This window comes from Nocardioides bigeumensis, from assembly GCF_039531755.1.
GTDB classification, from domain to species: Bacteria; Actinomycetota; Actinomycetes; order Propionibacteriales; family Nocardioidaceae; genus Nocardioides; species Nocardioides bigeumensis.
In genome coordinates this window covers 308,178-327,470 of record NZ_BAAAQQ010000014.1, presented here as the reverse complement: position 1 = coordinate 327,470, position 19,293 = coordinate 308,178, and the positions used below count along the sequence as shown (strand labels likewise).

The window sequence follows — 19,293 nt, the reverse complement described above, 5'->3', positions numbered from 1 at the left end:
GCGACCTCCTCGACGACCGGGGACGCGGGCGATCTCCCCCTGGAAGGAGCGATGAGTTTCGGGCTCCGCGTGCGTCAACATGGCCCATGAGCACGCAGACGCCCCGGCCCGCTGAGGCAGACGTCCTGAACCCTGGTGACGACGGGTACGACGGGGCCAGGCGGGTCTGGAACGCCATGGTCGACCGGCGCCCGCGGCGGATCGTGCGCTGCCGCAGCGCTGCCGACGTGGCCGCCGCCGTCGTGGCGGCGCGGGCCGAGGGCCTCGAGATCGGGATCCGCTGCGGCGGGCACTCGGTGGTCGGTCACGCCGTGCCGGACGACGGGGTGATGCTCGACCTGCGGCCGCTCGGGGCCGTACGCGTGGATCCGGACTCCCGTCGTGCGTGGCTCCAGGGCGGCGCGCTCCTGGGTGCCCTCGACGCCGCGACCCAGGCGCACGGCCTCGCCACGACCGCCGGCAACGTGTCCCACACCGGTGCGGGCGGGCTGATCCTCGGCGGCGGCATGGGCTGGCTGGCCCGCCAGCACGGCCTCTCCTGCGACAACGTCGTCTCCTTCGAGGTGGTGACCGCCGACGGGCAGGTGCTGCGCGCCTCGGCCGACGAGCACCCCGACCTCTACTGGGCGCTGCGCGGCGGAGGCGGCAACTTCGGTGTGGTGACGGAGTTCGAGCTGCGCCTGCACGACACCGGCACCAGGGCCGTCACCGCGGAGGTCGACCTCCCGGCCACCGATGCCCGCGACGCCATGCGCACGTGGCGCGACCTCGCGATGGACGCGCCGCGCGCGGCGACCCACCTGGCCGTCGTCGCGGGCGGGATCGCCACCCTCGGGCTGGTCTGGGTCGGCGACCCAGAGGCGGCTCGCCCGCACGTCGACGCCCTCACCGCTCTCGGCCCGGTGGTCGCCGAGCGCGTCGCGGAGACGACGTACGTCGCCCTCCAGACCCGCGAGGACGACATCGAGGCGCACGACATCCGCCGCTACTGGAAGGGCCACTACTTCGCGGCGCTCACCGACGACGCCGTCGACGCGTTCCTCTCCCACGACCCGGCGGCGGCCGCCAGCCTGCAGCGGTACGGCGGCGCGATCGCCGACGTGCCGGTCGACTCCACGGCCTTCAGCCGCAGGGACACGGCGTTCGAGTACGTCGGCGCCGCGAGGTGGACCGACCCCGACGAGGACTCGACGCGCATCGCGGTCGCCCGCGCCAACGCCTCGCTCGTCGAGCCCTTCGCCAGCGGGATCTACGTCAACACCCTGGGCGACGACGGGATCGCCGGTCTTCAGCGGGCCTACCCGCCCGAGACCCTCGCCCGGCTGCGCGCGGTCAAGGCGGCGTACGACCCCCAGAACGTCTTCCACCTCAACCAGAACATCCCGCCGGCGAGCTGAGCCCCTACAACAGCGCGAGGAAGGCGCTGACGTCGTCGTCGGTCGTCGCGAACGACGCCACAAGGCGGACCATCTCGTCGTCGCCGCGCTCCTGCTCGGTGTGGAAGCTGGCGCCGGCCGCGCGAAGCCGCGCTGCCGTCGCGCGCGACAGGACCGGGAAGACCTCGTTGGCTGTCGAGTCCCACTCGAGCGTCACGTCGAGCCGCCCCGCCAATCCCGCGACGAGTCGCGCCGCCATCGCGTTGGCGTGCGCTGCCGTCCGCAGCCAGGCGTCGTCGGTGAGGTAGCCCTCGAGCTGCGCCGCCACGAACCGCTGCTTGCTGAAGGTGTGGCCGGTGCGCTGCCGCAGATCGCCGATGGTGGGGTGGGCCCCCGGGTCGAACACGACCACCGCCTCGGCCGCCCAGCAGCCGTTCTTGGTGCCGCCGAAGCTCATCAGGTCGACCCCGGCCCGCCAGGTGAGGTCGGCGGGGAAGGCCCCGGTCGCGGCGACCGCGTTGGCGAACCTGGCCCCGTCCAGGTGCACGGCTGCACCGATCGCATGGGCACGTTCGGCGAGCCGGGCGACCTCGTCCGGCGCGTAGACGGTGCCGAGCTCGGTCGCGTTGGTCAGGCTCACGGCTGCGACGCGTGCGCTCCGGCCGGCGAGCGGGGACCGGGCCAGCGCATCGTCGAGACCTGCCGGCGACATCCGGCCGTCGGCTGTTGCGATCGGCACGAGCTTCATCCCGGTCAGGAGCTCGGCGCCGTTCAGCTCGTCGACGTGCAGGTGAGCCTGCTCGGTGCACACGACGTACCCACCTGGGCGGGCGAGCGCCTGCAGGCAGAGGAGGTTGGCGGCGGTGCCGGTCGGCACGAAGAGCACGGCGAGCTCGTGCTCGAAGACCTCGGCGAGCATGCCGGTCACGCGTGCGGTCAGCGCGTCGTCGCCGTACGCCGGCGCGAAGCCGTCGCCCGCTCGCGCCAGCGCGGCCGCCACCTCCGGCGTGACGCCCGACCAGTTGTCGCTGGCGAACTGCATCGGCGCTCTTGACGCGTCTTGCGCGACGGTCACGAGGCGGCGCCTGTGGACAAAAGAGACGGACGCGACAATTCGGCGTATAATCGTCTCATTGTCGACATTATACATGTCGGGCCTGTTCGTCATCCGACTGTGAGATCGTCCGAAGGAGATGCCCATGACTGACTCGGGTCAGCTGGCGCCACTGAGACTGGAGAGTACGCCGGTGCTCGTCGCCGACCGGCTGCGCGAGGGGATCCTGGACGGCACCTTCCCGCCGCGCACCCAGCTCTCCGAGGTCGCGCTCGCCCAGCAGCTGTCCGTCAGCCGCGGACCCATCCGCGAGGCGATGCAACGGCTGCTCCAGGAGGGGCTGCTGCGGGGAGAGCGCAACCGCGGCGTCTTCGTCGTCGACCTCGGCGCCAGCGACGTGCGCGACATCTACCTCGCCCGCGGCGCCGTCGAGCGCACCGCTGCTGCCATCGTTGCCGAGCACGGGACCGAGGCGGACTTCGCGGCGATCCAAGCCAAGGTCGACGACCTGGCCGCCGCGGTCGACGACAACTGGGTCGAGCTGACGCGGCTCGACTTGCAGTTCCACCTCGCCCTCGTGGCCGCCGCCGGCAGCGCGCGGCTCGACCGGATGTTTCGGACCCTGATGGCCGAGTCGCAGCTGTGCATCGCGCGGCTCGAGCCGTTCTACGCCGGTCGCGGCGAGGTCGTGCGCGAGCACCAGGCGATCCTCGACGCGCTGCGCATCAAGGACCTGGCTGCCGCCGACCGGCTGGTGGCCGAGCACATGGAGATCTCCGCGACACGGCTGGCGAGCGGCGGGACGGACTAGCCCTCAGATCGCGGTCTCGAAGCGACCGATGGTCGCCCGGTCGATCACGTCCCGGTCCAGCTCCAAGCCGAGCCCCGGCCCGTCGGGCGCCCGCACCTTCCCGTCGACGACCTCGAGCGCTGTGGTCGCACCGAACGCCCACGGCTCCACGGGAAAGGGCTGCTCGTAGTAGCCGCCCAGCCCGAGCCCGAGGATCAGCTGCAGGTCGGTGACCTGGGTGACCGTGGTGCCATAGCTGCACAGCTGGAGGTCGAGGCCGTACGCCGCCCCGAGCGCCGCGAACTCGCGCACGTGGTCGACGCCCCCCTCCATCGTCTGGGTGCGCAGCGCCGCCCACGGCCGTGCGGGCAGGATCAGCGCCAGCTCGGCCGGGTCGTCGACGAGGCCCCCCGCCGGGACCATCGGGGTAGCCAGGGTGCGGGCGAGCTCCGTGTAGCCGGCGACGTCCCGGTCGGGCAGCGGCGCCTCGAACCAGAGGCAACCGAGGTCGTCGAGGGCGCGGCCTACCCGCAGCGCGCCCGCCAGGTCGTAGACCGACTCCGCGTCCACGATCACCTCGACGTCGGGATGCGAGCGGCGCACCTCCGCGACGCTGGCCACGTCCGCCTCCGGGTCTCCGGAGACGTGCAGCTTCACGGCCCTATATCCGTCGGAGCACACCCGCCGCATCAGGTCGTCGAGGGTCGCCGGATCCCGCTCGAAGGGCAGTGACGCGTACGCCGGCACCTCGTCGCGCGCGCCGCCCACCAGCTGGTGCAGGGGTACGCCGGCGTGCCGGCCGACCAGGTCCCAGCAGGCGACCTCGAGCGCTGCGACCGGAACCGCTCGCGACGCCGACGGCTTGCGGCTGCGGGCCAGGGCGGCGATGGCGCCCGGCTGCAGCGGGTCCTCCCCGAGCACGGCGGGCGCCATGGTGCGCAGCGCCTCCAGCGGACCCAGGTCGAAGGCGCCGAACGAGTCGGACTCGACGGCCCCGATGCCGGCGCGGCCGGTGTCGTCGGTGACCACGGCGTAGGTCACCGTGGTGAAGACCTCGGGCAGCGCCTCGGTGAACTGCACCTCCGGCATCGGCGGCCCAGCCGCGATCACCTCCACGCCAGTGATCAGCGGAGCCATGCCCACCCCTCGCTGTGTTGTCAGATCTGCGGATTGTAGACATTCTTTCCTGGCAGTGTCTGCAGCTGATCTCGACGACAGGAGCGACGCGTGGGTGCACGACGTCGGGCGCGCGGCCGGACCACGCGCGACCGGATCTACATCGGTGGTGCCTGGGTGGCCTCCGCCGGTGCCGAGGTCATCGACGTGGTCGACCCCACCGTCGGCCTGGTGATGGGGTCGGTCCCGGCGGGCGCGCAGGCAGACGTGGACGCCGCGGTGGCTGCTGCTCGCGCGACCTTCTCCGAGTGGTCGCAGGTGCCGGCCGCCGAGCGGGCGGCGTACCTCTCCGCCATCGCCGACGGCCTCGAGCGTCGCACGGACGAGCTGGCCGAGCTGATCGCCCTCGAGGTGGGCATGCCGGAGCACCAGTGCGTCGACGAGCAGATCCCCGTCGAGGACTTCAGGGTGCACGCCGAGCTGGCCACGACGTACCCCTTCGAGGAGCAGACCGACGCAGGCGTCGTGCTCCGTGAGCCCGTGGGCGTCGTCGCGGCGATCACGCCGTGGAACTACCCGCTGAGCCAGATCGCCGCCAAGGTCGCGCCCGCACTGGCCACCGGGTGCACGGTCGTCGTGAAGCCCTCGGAGGTGGCGCCGCTGAACGCCTTCATCCTCGCCGAGGTCGTGCACGAGGCAGGCCTGCCGCCAGGCGTCTTCAACCTCGTCAGTGGCGACGGCGAGACGGTGGGTGAGCCGCTGGTCTCCCACGCCGACGTCGACATGGTGTCGTTCACGGGGTCGACGCGGGCCGGCCGCCGCATCGCCGAGATCGCCGCCGGACGGATCGCGCGCGTGACCCTCGAGCTCGGCGGCAAGTCCCCGTTGGTGATCCTCGACGACGCCGACCTGGACGAGGCGGTCGCGTACGGCGTCCGCGACTGCTTCACCAACTCCGGCCAGACCTGCAACGCGCTGACCCGGATGCTGGTGCCGCGGGAGCGGAGCGCCGAGGCGGCCCACCTCGCCGGGGCTGTCGCGGACCTTCTCGTGGTGGGGGACCCCTTGGCGCCCGGGACCGATCTCGGCCCGCTGGTGTCGGAGGTCCAGCGCGACCGTGTGCGTGACCACCTGGATCGCGCGCTGAAGAACGGCGCCCGGCTCGTCGCGGGCGGGCTCGACGTACCCAAGGGAACGCCCGACGGATTCTTCGTCCGGCCCACGGTGCTCGCCGACGTGACGAACGACCAGCCCATCGCGCGCGAGGAGGTCTTCGGGCCGGTGCTCGTGGTGATCGCGTACGACGACGAGGACGACGCGGTCCGCATCGCCAACGACAGCGACTACGGACTGTGGGCCGGCGTCTGGTCGGGCAGCGAGGAGCGGGCACGCCGCGTCGCGCGCCGGCTCCGGGTCGGCGGGGTCAGCGTCAACGGTGCCGAGGGGACGGCGCAGACACCGTTCGGCGGCTACAAGCAGTCCGGCATCGGGCGCGAGATGGGGCCGCTGGGGATGGACGAGTACGTCGAGGTGAAGGCGCTGATCGGCTGACCGCCGGGACTGTCGCTGACCCGGAGTCAGCCGATCGTGAGCGTCTCCTTGCCGAAGTCGGCGACGATGCGCATGGATCCGCGCCCGGGCTGGATCGCGTGAGGGGCGGCGGTCTGTCTCAGAGGGGCAGGTCGACCAGCATGGGTACCCGGGGCCGGAACGAGCGGCCGCGGCGCGCCTGCTTGCGGACCAGCTCGTTGGCGAAGACCCAGTCGCGCCGGTCGAGGGGCGCGAGTCCAGCGACCTCGACGAACGCCTGGGGGCCGAGCTCGTCGTCCTCGTCCTCCGGATCGTCATCGTCCCAGTCGTCCCAGTCGTCCCCGTCGTCCCCGTCGTCGCCGGCGATCGGGTCGGCTGAGCCAGTCGGCGCCGGCAGCTCGGGCGCGTGCTCGGCGAGCCAGGTGGCCGGGAGTCCGTCCGGCCAGGGTGCGCCCGCCTCGTAGGGCACCCGGCGCACGACGGCCGCGCTCCACGTCGCGGCGGGCACCTCGGCGTCGCCGGCGTCCGTGGCCATCACGAGCAGCACGGTGCCGGCGCCCGCGGAGTCCAGGTCACCAGGACCGCCGGCCGGGAGCAGCACGCGCGCCAGCGGCCCCGCAACAACAGCAGCCTCCAGGTGTCGCAACGGCACGGCCATCAACAGGGCCCGCTCGTCCAAGGCGCCGGATGGGTCGCTCACACCCAGATTCTCCCTCGCAGTGGATTTCTCACGGTAGGCGGGTTGACCGCCGGACTGTCCTATTCGTAGATTGTCAACAGTTAACACCTTGCTCGGGCCCACCCAGGTCAGCACCACCGGGGATCGCCGGTGGCGAAGGAGGAACCCCATGCCGCACAAAGACCAGGACCTCGAGGTCCGCGCGGACGGCGTCGGTCGTCGTGGCGAAGTCGGACGCCGAGCCTTCGTGCGGGCGGGGGTGATCGGGGCGGCGATGGGCAGCGCCGCCCTCATGTCGGCCGACCGCGCCGCCGGAGCGGCGACGATGGCCAGGCGCGTCGCCACTGCGAAGCCGCGCGGTGTCGGCATGGTCCAGGCCGGACCGGAGCTCGCGCTGCCGCCGGGCTTCAGCTATCACACGTTCGGCGCCTTCGGCTCGGCGATGACCGACGGCTTCATCACCCCGCCGATCCACGACGGCATGGCCTGCTTCGACATGGGCAACGGCCGCTGGCGGATCGTGCGCAACCACGAGCTCGGCGAGGGCAACGACATCCCAGCCGGCACGGTGATCGGCGACCCGAAGACGGCGTACGACCGCAAGGCCCCCGGCGGCACCGTCACTCTCGAGATCGACGCGAAGACCGGTCACCTGATCGCCGACTGGGTGAGCCTCAACGGCACCGACACCAACTGTGCCGGCATCAAGACCCCGTGGGGCACGTGGATGACCTGTGAGGAGACCGTGGTCGGTCCATCCTCCGGCTACAAGAAGCCCCACGGCTACGTCTTCGAGGTCGACCCGCGCAACAACGAGGCGGTGCTGACCCGACCCTACAAGAAGCTCGGCCGGATGCTGCACGAGGCCGGCGCGATCGACCCGCGCAACGGCGTGGTCTACATGACCGAGGACGAGGGCCCCGACGGCTTCTACCGGTTCGTGCCAGAGAAGCAGCGTCGCTACCGTGGTGAGGGCGTGCTGCAGATGCTGCGCGTGCGTGGGGAGAAGGGCTACAACACCATCACCGGCCAGACGGTGGGCAAGGTGCTGTCCTGCGACTGGGTCGACATCGACGACCCGAACCCCCGCGACGCGGAGGAGAACGCGTCGGCGGTGTTCCGCCAAGGCCGCGCCAAGGGCGGCGCCAAGTTCCTGGGTGGCGAAGGCTGCACCTGGCGCGGCGACGGCGTGGTCTTCGGCTCCAGCGAGGGTGGCGAGGCCGGCCTCGGCCAGATCTGGCAGTACACCCCGAAGACCAACATCGGGAAGCCCGGCGAGCACGGCGAGCTGGTGCTGCTCTTCGAGTCGCAGCACCGCGGCCAGATGGATGGGCCCGACAACATGTGCACCAGCCCCGGCGGGGCGATCGTGATCGCCGAGGACGGCAACGTCAAGAGCAACTTCGTGCGTGCGCTGCTGGCCAACGGGACGACCATCAACGTCGCGGAGAACCTCGTGGCCGTGCAGCAGCACTACATCGAGGCGTCGGGCAAGCTGTACGACCCGACGGTCCCCGACGACGGTGCGTCCGCAGGCGATGGCGTCGGCTTCTCCGAGTTCGCCGGGCCGTGCTTCAGCCCCGACGGCAAGTGGCTCTTCGTCAACATCCAGGTGCCCGGGATCACGTGCGCGATCACCGGTCCCTGGGCGAGCATCGGGCTCTGAGCCATTGGGAGCGCGCGCCACGACACTGGTCCCATCCCAGACACCGTCGCGATCGGCGAGTTCGAGGAGCAGCATGAGCACGGAGCGCGCCATCGAGATCGTCGGCGTCACCAAGGTGTTCGGCGAGGCAGCGGTGGTCGACGACCTCGACCTGACGATCGGCGAGGGCGAGTTCTTCTCGTTGCTGGGTCCTAGTGGTTGCGGCAAGACGACGACGCTGCGCATGGTCGCCGGCTTCGAGCGCCCCACCAAGGGGTCGATCCTGCTGGGCGGCACTGACATCACCCGCATGCCGCCGGCAAAGCGCCCGCTCAACATGGTGTTCCAGGACTATGCGCTCTTCCCGCACCTGACCGTCGCCGAGAACGTCGCGTTCGGCCTGAAGGTCAAGCGGCTTGGGCGCGACGAACGCGTGGAGCGGGTCACCTCGGCGCTCGGCCAGATGCGTCTCACCGGTCTCGCCGAGCGCCGGCCGACCCAGCTCTCCGGCGGCCAGCGCCAGCGCGTCGCTCTCGCGCGGGCGCTGGTCAACCGGCCGCACGCGCTGCTCCTCGACGAGCCCCTCGGAGCCCTGGACCTCAAGCTGCGCAAGGAGATGCAAGCCGAGCTCAAAGAGGTGCACCGCGCGACCGGCACGACCTTCCTCTACGTCACGCACGACCAGGAGGAGGCGCTCACGATGTCCGACCGCATCGCCGTGATGCGGGACGGCAAGGTCGAGCAGCTCGCCGACCCGCGCACCCTCTATGAGAAGCCGACGACTGCCTTCGTCGCCGGCTTCATCGGAACCTCCAACCTGATCGTGCTCGAGCAGCCCATGACCGTCGACTCCCTGCTGGTCCTCGACCTCGGCGGTGGGCAACGGATGACGGCGGATGCGACGGACGCCGCCCCTGCGGGCAACGTGCAGATCACAGTCCGGCCCGAGCGCATCGCGTTGCACACCGACCTCGAGGCCTCGGTCCCCGAGACGCACTCGAAGGTGATCGGACGAGTCGTCGACGTCGTGTACGTCGGCTCGACCACCCACGTCACCGCGGGGCTCCCCACCGGCGAGCAGCTGGTGATCCATCAGCTCAGCGACAACCCCGTCCTCCGCGAGATCGCGCGGGACTCCGACGTACTCCTCTCTTGGGCGCCGAGCGGCGCGCACGTGATCTCCACAGCGAAGGACTAGGACGATGAAGACCAGCACTTCTCGAAGGGGCCAGGCGATTGTCGCGTTCGTCGCGGCCGGGATGTTCCTCGCCGCGTGCGGCTCCGACGGCAACGGCGGGCCGAGCCCGGAGGGGACCGACGGCGTGGTGTCCGGCGAGCTTCGCACATTCACCTACTCCGACACCGTGCACGAGTCGAAGATGGTGAACTTCCACAAGAACTACCCCGACGTCGAGGTGCGCACGGCGACCTTCGAGAGCAACGACGAGGCCGCCGCCAAGATCAAGGCGGGCTTCCGGGCCGACGTGATCGAGGTCTGCCTCGACGAGCAGGGCCCTCTCGTCGACGCCGGCATGCTCGCCCCCATCGACACCTCACGGCTCGAGCACTGGGACGACCTCGACCCGACCTTCCGCGACGCCGCCGGCGTGGCCGCCATCGACGGTCAGGTCAGCATGGTGCCGACGCAGGCCGGCGCAGTGGGCCTCATCTACGACAAGGACGCCTTCCCCGACGGCGTCGACTCCTGGGCCGACCTGTTCGACCCGGCGAACGCCGGCCGCGTCGCCCTCGACGGCGGCTACTGGCTGCCGCCCTTCGCGATCAAGGCGCTCGCGGACGGCAGCACCGACCCGATGAACCTCGACGACGAGCAGGTCACTCAGATCAAGGACGAGCTGATCGAGCTGCGCGACGCCGGCCACTTCCGGGCCTTCGCCCGCTCCGACGCCGACATGGGCAACATGTTCAAGTCAGGGGAGATCGTGCTCTCCGACGGTGGCCGGGCCACCGCCGACGACATCATCAAGGGCGGCGGCAACGTCGCCTGGGCGGCCCCCAAGGAGGGTGCGCTCTCGTGGGTCTGCGGCCTCAGCATCAGCTCGCAGGCCGAGAACCTCGACGCGGCTTACGCGCTCATCAACGAGCACTCCTCGCCCGAGACGCAGGCGCTCTTCGGCAACAACGGCTTCGTGATGATCAACCCCGAGGCTGTGCCGCTGGTCGAGCCGGAGTTCGCCGAGAGCTCCGACCCGCGGATCATCGAGGGCGCCTACCCCGAGGTCGCGCCCGCCAACGCCGACCTGTGGCGCAAGTCCTGGCAGGAGGTCCGCGCCGGGTGAGCCCGACGACGGCAGCCCCCATCAAGGACCGTGCAGACCAGCGGATGCGGGTCGGTGACTGGCTCGCGCTCGGGCTGGTCACGGTCGTGATGGTCGTGCTGGTCGGGCCGATCGTGCTGTTGACGATCTTCTCGTTCAACGACTCGACCATCATCTCGTTGCCCTTCGAGGGGTTCACGACAGAGTGGTACACGACCGCGCTCGCCGATCCCGCGGTCCGTGACTCGCTGCGCAACTCGATCATCGTGGCCTCGATCGTCGCCCCTGCCTGCGTCGTGCTCGGCACCGCCGCGGCCTGGGGGATCACCCGCTTCCGCTTTGCCACGCGCGCGCTGTGGACCGGGTTGGTCGGGGCGCCACTGGTGGTGCCGTGGCTGGTCATCGGCGTGAGCGGGCTGGTGTTCTTCGTCTACCTCGAGATCGAGCTGTCGCTGATGACGGTCACGGCGATGCACATCGCCGTGACGTTCCCACTCGTCACCGCGCTCGTGTCGGCGCGTCTGGTGCGCTTCGAGCGGTCTCAGGAGGAGGCGGCGATCGACCTGGGAGCCTCGCAGCTCCAGCTGATGACCAAGGTCGTGCTGCCGCAACTCACGCCGGCGCTCGCGGCGTCGCTGATCTTCGCCTTCGCCTGGTCCTTCAACAACTTCGAGATCAGCTTCTTCAACGGCGGTTACGAGGAGACCTTCCCGGTCTGGGTGTACGCCGTGCTCCGCCGCTCCTACAACCTCCCGGTGGTCAACGCGATCGCGACTCTGGTGTCGTTCATCCAGGTGCTCGCGGTCTATGCGCTCTACCTCTTCATCAAGTGGCTGGGGAAGCGCCGCGGCAGCGGCGACAACCTGACCACGCTGGTCGGAGGCGTGCGATGAGCGTCGCCTCACCCCCGACGGTGTCGTCTCCCATGGCCGGCCCACCCGCGCCGGAGCGGGGCTCGGCCAAGAGCAGCGGCCGGCTCGCCCGGTGGCTCCCGGCGGCCTACCTCACCGTTCCGATGGCCCTGCTGGTCGTGCTCTTCCTCGTGCCGATGGTGATCCTCTTCCTGATCAGCGTCGGGCTCGGCATCGGCTTCACGCCGACGGACTGGACCCTCGACAAGTACGTCGGCATCTTCCAGGACCCGCTCTATCGCGACGTCGCCGTCACCACGATCTTCATCGCGAGCGCGGCGATGGTGGCGCAGCTCGTCGTCGGCGTACCCCTGGCGTACGTCATGGCGTTCAAGGCTGGACGGTTCGAGCTGCCGCTGGTGCTGGGGCTCGTCGTGCTCGACGGCCTCAACCCCGTCGTGCGCATCTATGCCTGGCGGATGCTGCTCGGCCGGGAAGGCATCATCAACGGCTCGCTGCAGTGGCTGGGCGTCATCGACCAGCCGATGGACGCGCTCCTCTTCAACGAAGCCGCGGTGATCGTCGTGCTGTCGACGAGCTGGATCACCTACACGGTGATCCCTGTGTATGCCTCGATGAAGGCGATCGACGCCAACCTCTTCCAGGCGGCCTCCGACCTCGGCGCGGGCTGGTGGACGACGGCTCGGCGGATCCTGCTGCCGCTGTCCGCGCCCGGGATCTTCGTGGCGATCCTGCTCGTCTACATCCCGCTCTTCACCGACTTCGCGACACCGACCATGGTCGGCGGCACCAGTGGCTACATGCTCGGCCAGGCCGTGAACGACCTCGTGCTGGCCCGGGGCGACCTCGCCTCGGGCGCGGCGATGAGCTTCATCCTGCTGGTGTGCTCGGGGCTCGTGGCGGCCCTCGCGTACCGGCTGAGCAGGATCAACAAGCTCGACTAGCGGCTCCGCCCACGTGCGGACCTTGCGAGGTTCCTGGCTGCCACCTGGTGACAGCCAGGAACCGCACTGTTCGCGGACGCCGACCGGCTCAGCGCTGCACGTAGAAGAGGCGCTTGTTGACGAACTCCTCGATGCCGAGCGGGCCGAGCTCGCGGCCGAAGCCGGAGCGCTTGGTGCCCCCGAACGGGAGGTCGGCGCCTTCGCCGGCGGGGGTGTTGACGTTGGCCATGCCGACGTCGAGACGCGAGGCGGCGCGGACTGCGCGCTCCTCGTCGGTGCTGAACACCGCACCCCCGAGCCCGTAGTCGACGACGTTGGCCAGCTCGACGGCCTCGTCGTCGCTGGAGACCTTGTAGACCACGGCAACCGGACCGAAGAGCTCTTCCTTGTAGGCGCGCATCTCGGGGGTGACCCCGGTCAGGACGGTCGGCGCGAAGAACGCCCCAGGTCCGTCCGCGAGGGTGCCTCCCGTGTGCAACGTCGCGCCCTTCTCGACGGCGTCCTGCACCTGCGCGAGCAGCCCCTCGGCCGCCTTGCGCGACACCATGGGCGCGTAGCCGTCGGCGTCGGCCGAACGCGGGGTCAGCTCGGCGGCCCGGCGGGTCAGGCCGGCCACGAAGTCGTCGTAGATGTCGTCCATCACGATCATCCGCTTGTTGGAGTTGCAGGCCTGGCCGACGTTCTCCATCCGTGTCTCCCACGCGGTCTCGGCGGCGGCGTCGACGTCGTCGCTGTCGAGGATGATGTAGGGGTCGGAGCCGCCCAGCTCGAGCACGACCTTCTTCAGGTGCTTGCCGGCCTCCGCCGCGACCGCGGCGCCGGCACGCTCGGAGCCGGTGAGCGAGACGCCGTGGATCCGCGGGTCTGCGATCATCCCGGCCACCTGCTCGAAGGTCGCGAAGACGTTGGTGTAGACCCCGTCCGGCACGCCCGCGTCGCGCATGATGTCGGCGATCGCGAGCGCCGCCTTCGGGCAGTTCTCCGCGTGCTTGAGGATCATCGTGTTGCCGACGATCAGGTTGGGCGCCGCGAAGCGGGCCACCTGGTAGTAGGGGTAGTTCCAGGGCATGACGCCGACGATCGTGCCGACAGGGCGATACTCCACGTGCGCGTTCTCGTAGCCGGGGACCGGCTTGGTGGCGATCAGCTCGGGACCGTTGTCGGCGTAGTAGCCGAAGATGTCGGTGCAGAACTCCGCCTCGCCCTTCGCCTGCCCGTGCGACTTGCCCATCTCCTTGGTAGCGATGGCCGCGAGGTCGTCGGCCCGCTCGGTGAACAGCTCGCCGACGCGCCGGGCGATGGCCGCCCGCTCCTCGACCGGCCGCGCACCCCAGTCGGCGAAGGCCGCCGCGGCGCCGGACGTCGCCGCCTCGACCTCCGCGTCGGTCGCGAACGGGAAGGTCTCGCTCACCTCGCCGGTGGCGGGGTCGGTCACCTTGTACTCCGGCTGGGTGCTGGTCTGCGTGGTCACGGGTTTCTGCTCTCCCTCTTCGTGTGGTGCGTGTGTAGTGATTGTGGCGCTCAGGTGGGTACCCCGCCCAGAGCGGTCGGCTCCCAGGCTTCATCGGCGTCCCGATCGTCGAACCGACGCGAGGACATGGCGGCGACGTCAGGCGCGATCGGCTGGCCCTCCGCGAGGTCGGCGAGGAGCTCGCCCATGCCGGCGGCGTACTTGAAGCCCTTGCCGCTGTCGCCGCAGGCGACGACCACCCTGCCGAGGTCGGCTCCGACGCGGTCGACGACGAAGGCGCCGTCCGGCGAGTCGGTCCAGCAGCAGACCAGCTCGTCCACGACGTCGCGCCCCAGGGCGGGGAGCAGGGCGACCGACCGGCCGACGATGGCCGCGGTGCGCGCCGGGTCGGGCGTGCGGTCGTCGTCGCCCGGGAGCCAGGTGCGCAGCGGGTCGTCGAGGCCCAGCTTGTAGCCGATGCCCGGCGTGGGCATCGTGTAGATCCCGCCGCCGTGCTCGCCGGGCCCGTCGAAGAGGCACGGGAGCGCGTCGCGCGCGTCCGGATCGAGGTCGCGCCCGAGGTGCACCACCTGCTCGAGGTAGGTGCGCAGCGGCACGGTCAGCCCGAGGCCAGGCAGCAGGTTCGGCGTACCCGGGCCGGCGCAGACGACGACGGCGTCGGCCCGCAGCACGGTGCCGTCGGCCAGCTCGACCTCGGCGCCGACGCCCGTCGTCCGCACTGCGGTGACGACCCCGGCGACCTCGGTGCCGCCGTCCGCCGCGAACAGCCGCCGGCAGCCGGCGAGCAGCTCCGCGGAGAGCAGCGAGCCGGCGTCGGGGAACCACAGCGCGTCCCGAGCGTCGGGCACCAGGCCCGGGAGGGCCTCACCCACGGCGGCGGCGGGGACGGCTCGGTGGCGGACGCCTTCTGCCGACACGGCCGCCGCGATGACGGCGAGCGCGGCGGGCGAGTCGCGCCACAGCAGCCCCTGCTCGAGGAGCAGTCGGCGGCCGACCCGCTCCTCGAGGCGCCGCGTGGCGGCGAGCGACCGGTGGCCGAGCCGGATCGCCGCGGGGTCCGGGTCGGCCAAGCGCCACAGCCGGGTGGGACCGCTCGAGGAGGACAGCGGGTTGCCGGCGCCGTACCGGTCCACGAGCGTCACCTGGTGCCCACGCCGGGCAAGCTCGACGGCCGTGGGCAGTCCCCATGCACCTGCCCCGACGACCACCACGCGCATGGACGCGACGGTAGACCCCGGACCCTCACATTGTCGACAGCAGATTGTTGACAATCCTTCAATCGCTCCCCTAGCGTCCGTCTCGTGACCGTCTCCGCGCTCGGCCGCCTCTCCGATGCACGTCCGCGGCAGTACGACGCGGTGGTGGTCGGCGGCGGTCACAACGGCCTGGTCGCCGCGTTCTACCTGGCCAAGGCCGGCAAGCGGGTGCTGGTCGTCGAGCGCCGCGAGATCGTCGGTGGCTGCGCGGTGACCGAGGAGTTCGCGCCGGGTTACCGCGCCTCCACGGGCGCGTACATCCTGAGCATGCTGCGCCCCGCCATCTGGAAGGACCTGCGGCTGCGCGAGCGGGGCGTGGTCACCGACGACGCCGGCCCCTCCCTCAACCTGTTCCCGGACGGCGCCGACCTGCTGCTCGACGACGATCCCGCCGAGGCCGCTCGCGCCGTACGCCGCTTCTCGCCGGCCGACGCCGCGGCGCTCCCCGAGGTCGAGGACCAGCTCCTGCGCCTGGCCGGGTTGCTGGTCCCCACCTTCGACCTGACCGCCTTCAACGTCGGCACGCTGCGGGCGCGTGACGGGCGCACGCTCCGGGCGATGCTCGGCAGCGCAGTCCGCAGCCGCAAGGACCTCGACGAGGCGCTGTTCCTGCTGACGACGTCGGCGACGCACTACCTGGCCGAGCGGTTCGAGTCGCCCTACGTGCGCGCCGCGCTCGGCTGGCACTCGATCAACGACAGCCTCAACGGGCCGAGCACACTGGGGACGGCCTACGTGCTGCTGCACGACCACGTCTCGCACGAGCCGGGCGGAGGGCTGCGGCGCTGGGGGTTCGTGCGCGGCGGGATGGGCCGCGTCACCGAGCTGATGGCCGAGGCTGCCCGAGAGGCGGGAGCGGAGATCAGGACGGGCGTCGGCGTCGAGCGGATCCTGACCACGGGGACCGGTGACGACGTACGCGCGACCGGAGTGGCGCTGGCCGACGGCTCCGTCGTCGAGGCCGGCCTCGTCCTGTCCAACGCCGATCCGGTGCACACCTTCGACAAGCTCTGCGACCCGGGCGACCTGCCCGCCGACTTCCTGCGCGCGGTCCGCAACATCCGCATCGACGGGACGAGCATCAAGATCAACCTGGCGCTCGACCGGCTGCCTGCCGCCCGCGGCCAGGCCGGCTCGGGGCCTCAGCCCTATCACCGCGGCATCTTCGAGCTCGGGCCGACGCTCGACGTGCTCGACCTCCAGCAGGCCGAGGCGCGCGCCGGCATCCCGGCCGTCGGCGCGCACATCGAGATGTGCTTCCCGACCGTCCACGACCCGTCCCTCGCTCCCGAGGGCAAGCACGTCGCGACCGTCGACATTAACTCCCAGCCCTACTCATTGGCCGACGGCGACTGGGACTCGGTCAAGGACAAGATCGCCGATCGCGTCCTCACGGAGCTCGACGACTACTTCCCCGGGATCTCGACATCGGTCCTGCACCGGCAGGTGCTCTCGCCGCTGGATCTCGAGCGCGTGCTCGGCATCACCGGAGGCCATGCACTGCACGGCGAGATGGCGCCGGACCAGCTCTTCATGAACCGACCGGTGCGCGGCTGGGCCGACTACCGGACGCCCATCTCGGGCCTCTATCTCTGCGGTGCCGGCACCCATCCGGGTGGCGGGGTCAGCGGCGCCAACGGCCGCAACTGCGCCGCCGAGGTCCTTCGCGACCAGCGAAAGGCCTCGGGCCTGCTTCGTCGACGCAGCAAAGGAAGCTGACGCCATGAACAGCCCCACCAGCCCGTCCGGCCCGCCGACGCCGGACCTCTGGCCGCACGTCTCCACCCCGCTCCCGGGTCCCAAGAGCGCCGAGCTCTTCGCCCGCATGGACAAGGTCGCCGCCGCGCCGATGCAGGACCACGACGAGGTGCCGTTCGTCGAGGTGCGCAAGGAGGACTGCCTGATCGTCGACGTCGACGGCAACGTCTTCGCCGACCTGGTCGCAGGCTGGGGCGCGACGCCGTACGGCGCCACCCCGGCGACCGTGACCGAGGCCGTCGTCGCGGCGCAGCGCAACTACGGCATGGAGATCACCGACTACGTCCAGAACGACATCGCCATCGAGCTTGCCGAGAAGCTCGTGGCCATCGCACCCCCGGGGATCACCCGGGTGATGGTCTCGCTGAGCGGCACGCTCGCCGTCGAGGCCGGCGTCAAGCTCGCTCGCGAGGCGACGGGAAGGCCCATGATCCTGGTCTTCCACGGGCAGTACCACGGCGAGGTGACCTACCTGACCGCGAGCGTCTCGACCGACCTGGCCGAGGTCAACAGCGCCAGCTCGGCGTACGTCGGCGGGCTGGTGTTCGCGCCGTACCCCCAGCAGTTCCGCGCGCCCTTCCACCGCGGCCCCGGCCCCTACGACGACACCCTCTACATGGACTTCATCGAGGAGTGGCTGCTCGTCCACCAGGTCGAGCCCACGCAGATCGCCGGCGTGCTCATCGAGCCGGTGCTGGGCGAGGGTGGCATCCACGTCCCGTCAGCCGCCTTCTGGGAGCGGCTGACCGCCGCCTGCGACCGCTGGGGCTGGAAGCTCATCCTCGACGAGGTGCAGACCGGCATGGGCCGCTGCGGCACGGTCTTCGCCGGGGAGCACTGGGACCTGCGTCCCGACATCCTTCTGCTGGGCAAGGGCGTCGCTGCCGGTGGTCAGCCGATCGCGGCGGTGATGGCCACCGAGGAGGTGATGGGGACAACCGATGTCCACGGCGGCGGCACGTTCGCCTGGACGCCCGCGGCCTGCGCAGGCGCCTCGGCCGGCATCGACGTGCTGACCAACGGCGAGACCCTCGCCAACGTGGCCCGCATCGAGGAGACCGCGCGCCGCATCCTGTCGCCGCTTGTCGACGAGGTCGAGCAGGTCGGCGACGTGCGGATGCTGGGCGCGTTCATCGGCATCGAGTTCGTCACCGACAAGGCGTCCATCAAGCCTGCACCGGAGTTCCATCGGGTGGTGCACCAGGAGTGCGTCAACCGCGGGGTCCTCGGCGTCACCCAGCTGGGCAAGTGGGTCTACCGCCTGCAGCCGCCGCTCACGATGCCCATCGAGCTGTTCGAGTGGGCCTGCGAGACGATCGCCGACGTGATCCGCGACGTCGCCGCGAACCCGCCGCCGGAGGCGCCGAGCCTGCTCGAGCGGATCGCGCCGGACGGCGGCACGCGGCGGCGGTGAGCGCTGACAGCAGAGCCGATTGGACGACCGACTGGGCCCGGGACCAGCTGGTCGCCCTCGTCGAGATCCCGTCGCTCAGCGGCGACGAGCATGCCGTCGCTGACCACGTGGTGACGCTGGCGGAGGGACTCGGCCTCCCCGTGCGCCGCCAGGAGGTGCCCGGCTACGGGCCCAACGTGCTGATCGGCGCCGAGGAGCCGCGCCTGATGCTGACGGCGCACCTCGACACGGTGGCCGCCACAGGGGACTGGGACGGCCGCGCCACCGTCGAGGGCGACCTGGTGCACGGGCTCGGCGCCGTCGACGACAAGGCTTCGGTGGTCGCGTGCCTGCTGGCCCTGCTCCTGGTGCGCGAGGCCGGCGTCGACCTGGCAGGCCTCCCGGTGGCCGTGGGACTCACGGTCGACGAGGAGGAGGATGGCCACGGGTCGATGGCTCTCGCGGCTCTGGGGCCACCGCCGCACGTGATCGCCCTCGAGGGGACCGAGCTGGAGATCTGCGTGGCGGAGGCCGGCATCCTCGACTGCTTCGTCGAGACGTCCGGGCGCTCGCACCACGGCTCCCGGCCCGAGCTCGGGGACAACGCCCTGCACCACGGGTTCGAGCTGGCCCGCGAGCTGTTGGCCTTGCCAGTCCTGAACCGCGCGCATCCCGACACCCTCGACAACGTCGCGTTCGTGCAGGAGTTCAAGGGCGGTTCCGACCTCTACGTCGTGCCCGACACTGCTCGGATGCGCGTCGTCGTACGGCTCGGTGCCGTCGGCGAGGCAGCGGAGGCGACGCAGGCGATCGCGGACCTCTGCGAGTCGCGCGGGGCGCGCTTCGAGCTGATCGAGGCGGTCGACCCGATCCTTGCCCCGCCGGGTGCGCCTCTCGTCGGCCTCCTCGACGACGCCGTACGCCGGGTCCGCGGCGTCGAGCCCGTGCACACGACCATGCCGTCGTGGACCGACGCGCACAGCTTTGCCGAGCTGGGGTCGACGACGGTCGGGTTCGGGCCGGGTTCGTTGCGGTTCGCCCACCGCCCGGACGAACAGGTCGCCGTCAGCGAGATCGTGGAGGGTGCCCGCGTCCTGGCGGCGGTGGTGCTGCGCAGCGGCGAGCTCTGA

16 protein-coding genes are annotated in these 19,293 nt (G+C 71.1%); 11 read left to right on the top strand and 5 right to left on the bottom strand.

What is annotated here, in order from left to right:
• The first annotated feature begins 86 nt into the window (after positions 1-86).
• A complete protein-coding gene (locus ABD295_RS20780; RefSeq protein ID WP_344305763.1) occupies positions 87-1,397 on the top strand; it encodes an FAD-binding oxidoreductase in 1,311 nt (436 codons plus the stop codon).
• 4 nt (positions 1,398-1,401) lie between these two features.
• Here ABD295_RS20780 and ABD295_RS20775 read toward each other — a convergent pair whose 3' ends face one another.
• Positions 1,402-2,451: a threonine aldolase family protein gene (locus ABD295_RS20775; protein ID WP_344305762.1), complete on the bottom strand. Its 1,050-nt coding sequence runs from the start codon at positions 2,449-2,451 to the stop codon at positions 1,402-1,404.
• Positions 2,452-2,575: 124 nt separating this feature from the next.
• Here ABD295_RS20775 and ABD295_RS20770 point away from each other — a divergent pair, with 124 nt between their 5' ends.
• Positions 2,576-3,241, top strand: coding sequence for a GntR family transcriptional regulator (locus ABD295_RS20770; protein ID WP_344305761.1), 666 nt, complete (start codon positions 2,576-2,578; stop codon positions 3,239-3,241).
• Between the two features lie 3 nt (positions 3,242-3,244).
• On the opposite strand, the gene ABD295_RS20765 is transcribed toward ABD295_RS20770, so the two are convergent.
• Entirely contained in the window at positions 3,245-4,357 is a 1,113-nt protein-coding gene (locus ABD295_RS20765) for a mandelate racemase/muconate lactonizing enzyme family protein (RefSeq protein ID WP_344305760.1), read from the bottom strand.
• Positions 4,358-4,447: 90 nt separating this feature from the next.
• Here ABD295_RS20765 and ABD295_RS20760 point away from each other — a divergent pair, with 90 nt between their 5' ends.
• Positions 4,448-5,887 carry an aldehyde dehydrogenase family protein gene (locus ABD295_RS20760; protein WP_344305759.1) on the top strand — a complete coding sequence of 480 codons (1,440 nt, stop codon included), beginning with the start codon at positions 4,448-4,450 and terminating at the stop codon, positions 5,885-5,887.
• A 118-nt stretch (positions 5,888-6,005) separates the two neighbouring features.
• On the opposite strand, the gene ABD295_RS20755 is transcribed toward ABD295_RS20760, so the two are convergent.
• On the bottom strand, positions 6,006-6,566 hold the full coding sequence (locus ABD295_RS20755) for a hypothetical protein (protein WP_344305758.1): 561 nt from the start codon (positions 6,564-6,566) through the stop codon (positions 6,006-6,008).
• Between the two features lie 148 nt (positions 6,567-6,714).
• Here ABD295_RS20755 and ABD295_RS20750 point away from each other — a divergent pair, with 148 nt between their 5' ends.
• The 5 genes from ABD295_RS20750 (at position 6,715) to ABD295_RS20730 (ending at position 12,285) form a co-directional block, all read left to right on the top strand.
• A complete protein-coding gene (locus tag ABD295_RS20750; RefSeq protein ID WP_344305757.1) occupies positions 6,715-8,211 on the top strand; it encodes an alkaline phosphatase PhoX in 1,497 nt (498 codons plus the stop codon).
• Between the two features lie 73 nt (positions 8,212-8,284).
• On the top strand, positions 8,285-9,388 hold the full coding sequence (locus tag ABD295_RS20745; RefSeq protein ID WP_344305756.1) for an ABC transporter ATP-binding protein: 1,104 nt from the start codon (positions 8,285-8,287) through the stop codon (positions 9,386-9,388).
• Between the two features lie 4 nt (positions 9,389-9,392).
• Complete coding sequence (locus ABD295_RS20740; RefSeq protein WP_344305755.1) at positions 9,393-10,490, top strand: ABC transporter substrate-binding protein; 1,098 nt, start codon at positions 9,393-9,395, stop codon at positions 10,488-10,490.
• Positions 10,487-11,362, top strand: a complete 876-nt coding sequence (locus ABD295_RS20735) for an ABC transporter permease (RefSeq protein ID WP_344305754.1) — start codon at positions 10,487-10,489, stop codon at positions 11,360-11,362. The genes ABD295_RS20740 and ABD295_RS20735 overlap by 4 nt, the downstream gene beginning before the upstream one ends.
• Positions 11,363-11,394: 32 nt before the next feature.
• Positions 11,395-12,285: an ABC transporter permease gene (locus ABD295_RS20730; RefSeq protein ID WP_344305753.1), complete on the top strand. Its 891-nt coding sequence runs from the start codon at positions 11,395-11,397 to the stop codon at positions 12,283-12,285.
• A gap of 88 nt (positions 12,286-12,373) precedes the next feature.
• Here ABD295_RS20730 and ABD295_RS20725 read toward each other — a convergent pair whose 3' ends face one another.
• Both ABD295_RS20725 and ABD295_RS20720 read right to left on the bottom strand, forming a co-directional pair.
• Positions 12,374-13,756 carry an NAD-dependent succinate-semialdehyde dehydrogenase gene (locus tag ABD295_RS20725; protein WP_344305752.1) on the bottom strand — a complete coding sequence of 461 codons (1,383 nt, stop codon included), beginning with the start codon at positions 13,754-13,756 and terminating at the stop codon, positions 12,374-12,376.
• Between the two features lie 50 nt (positions 13,757-13,806).
• Entirely contained in the window at positions 13,807-14,973 is a 1,167-nt protein-coding gene (locus ABD295_RS20720) for an NAD(P)/FAD-dependent oxidoreductase (RefSeq protein ID WP_344305751.1), read from the bottom strand.
• Between the two features lie 84 nt (positions 14,974-15,057).
• Between ABD295_RS20720 and ABD295_RS20715 the strand changes: the two genes are divergently transcribed.
• From ABD295_RS20715 to ABD295_RS20705, 3 genes are read left to right on the top strand one after another with little or no spacing between them, the layout of a single operon-like run.
• On the top strand, positions 15,058-16,731 hold the full coding sequence (locus ABD295_RS20715; RefSeq protein WP_344305750.1) for a phytoene desaturase family protein: 1,674 nt from the start codon (positions 15,058-15,060) through the stop codon (positions 16,729-16,731).
• Between the two features lie 4 nt (positions 16,732-16,735).
• Positions 16,736-18,184, top strand: a complete 1,449-nt coding sequence (locus tag ABD295_RS20710; protein WP_344305749.1) for an aspartate aminotransferase family protein — start codon at positions 16,736-16,738, stop codon at positions 18,182-18,184.
• A complete protein-coding gene (locus ABD295_RS20705) occupies positions 18,181-19,293 on the top strand; it encodes a M20 family metallopeptidase (RefSeq protein ID WP_344305748.1) in 1,113 nt (370 codons plus the stop codon). Before ABD295_RS20710 ends, ABD295_RS20705 begins: the two co-directional genes overlap by 4 nt.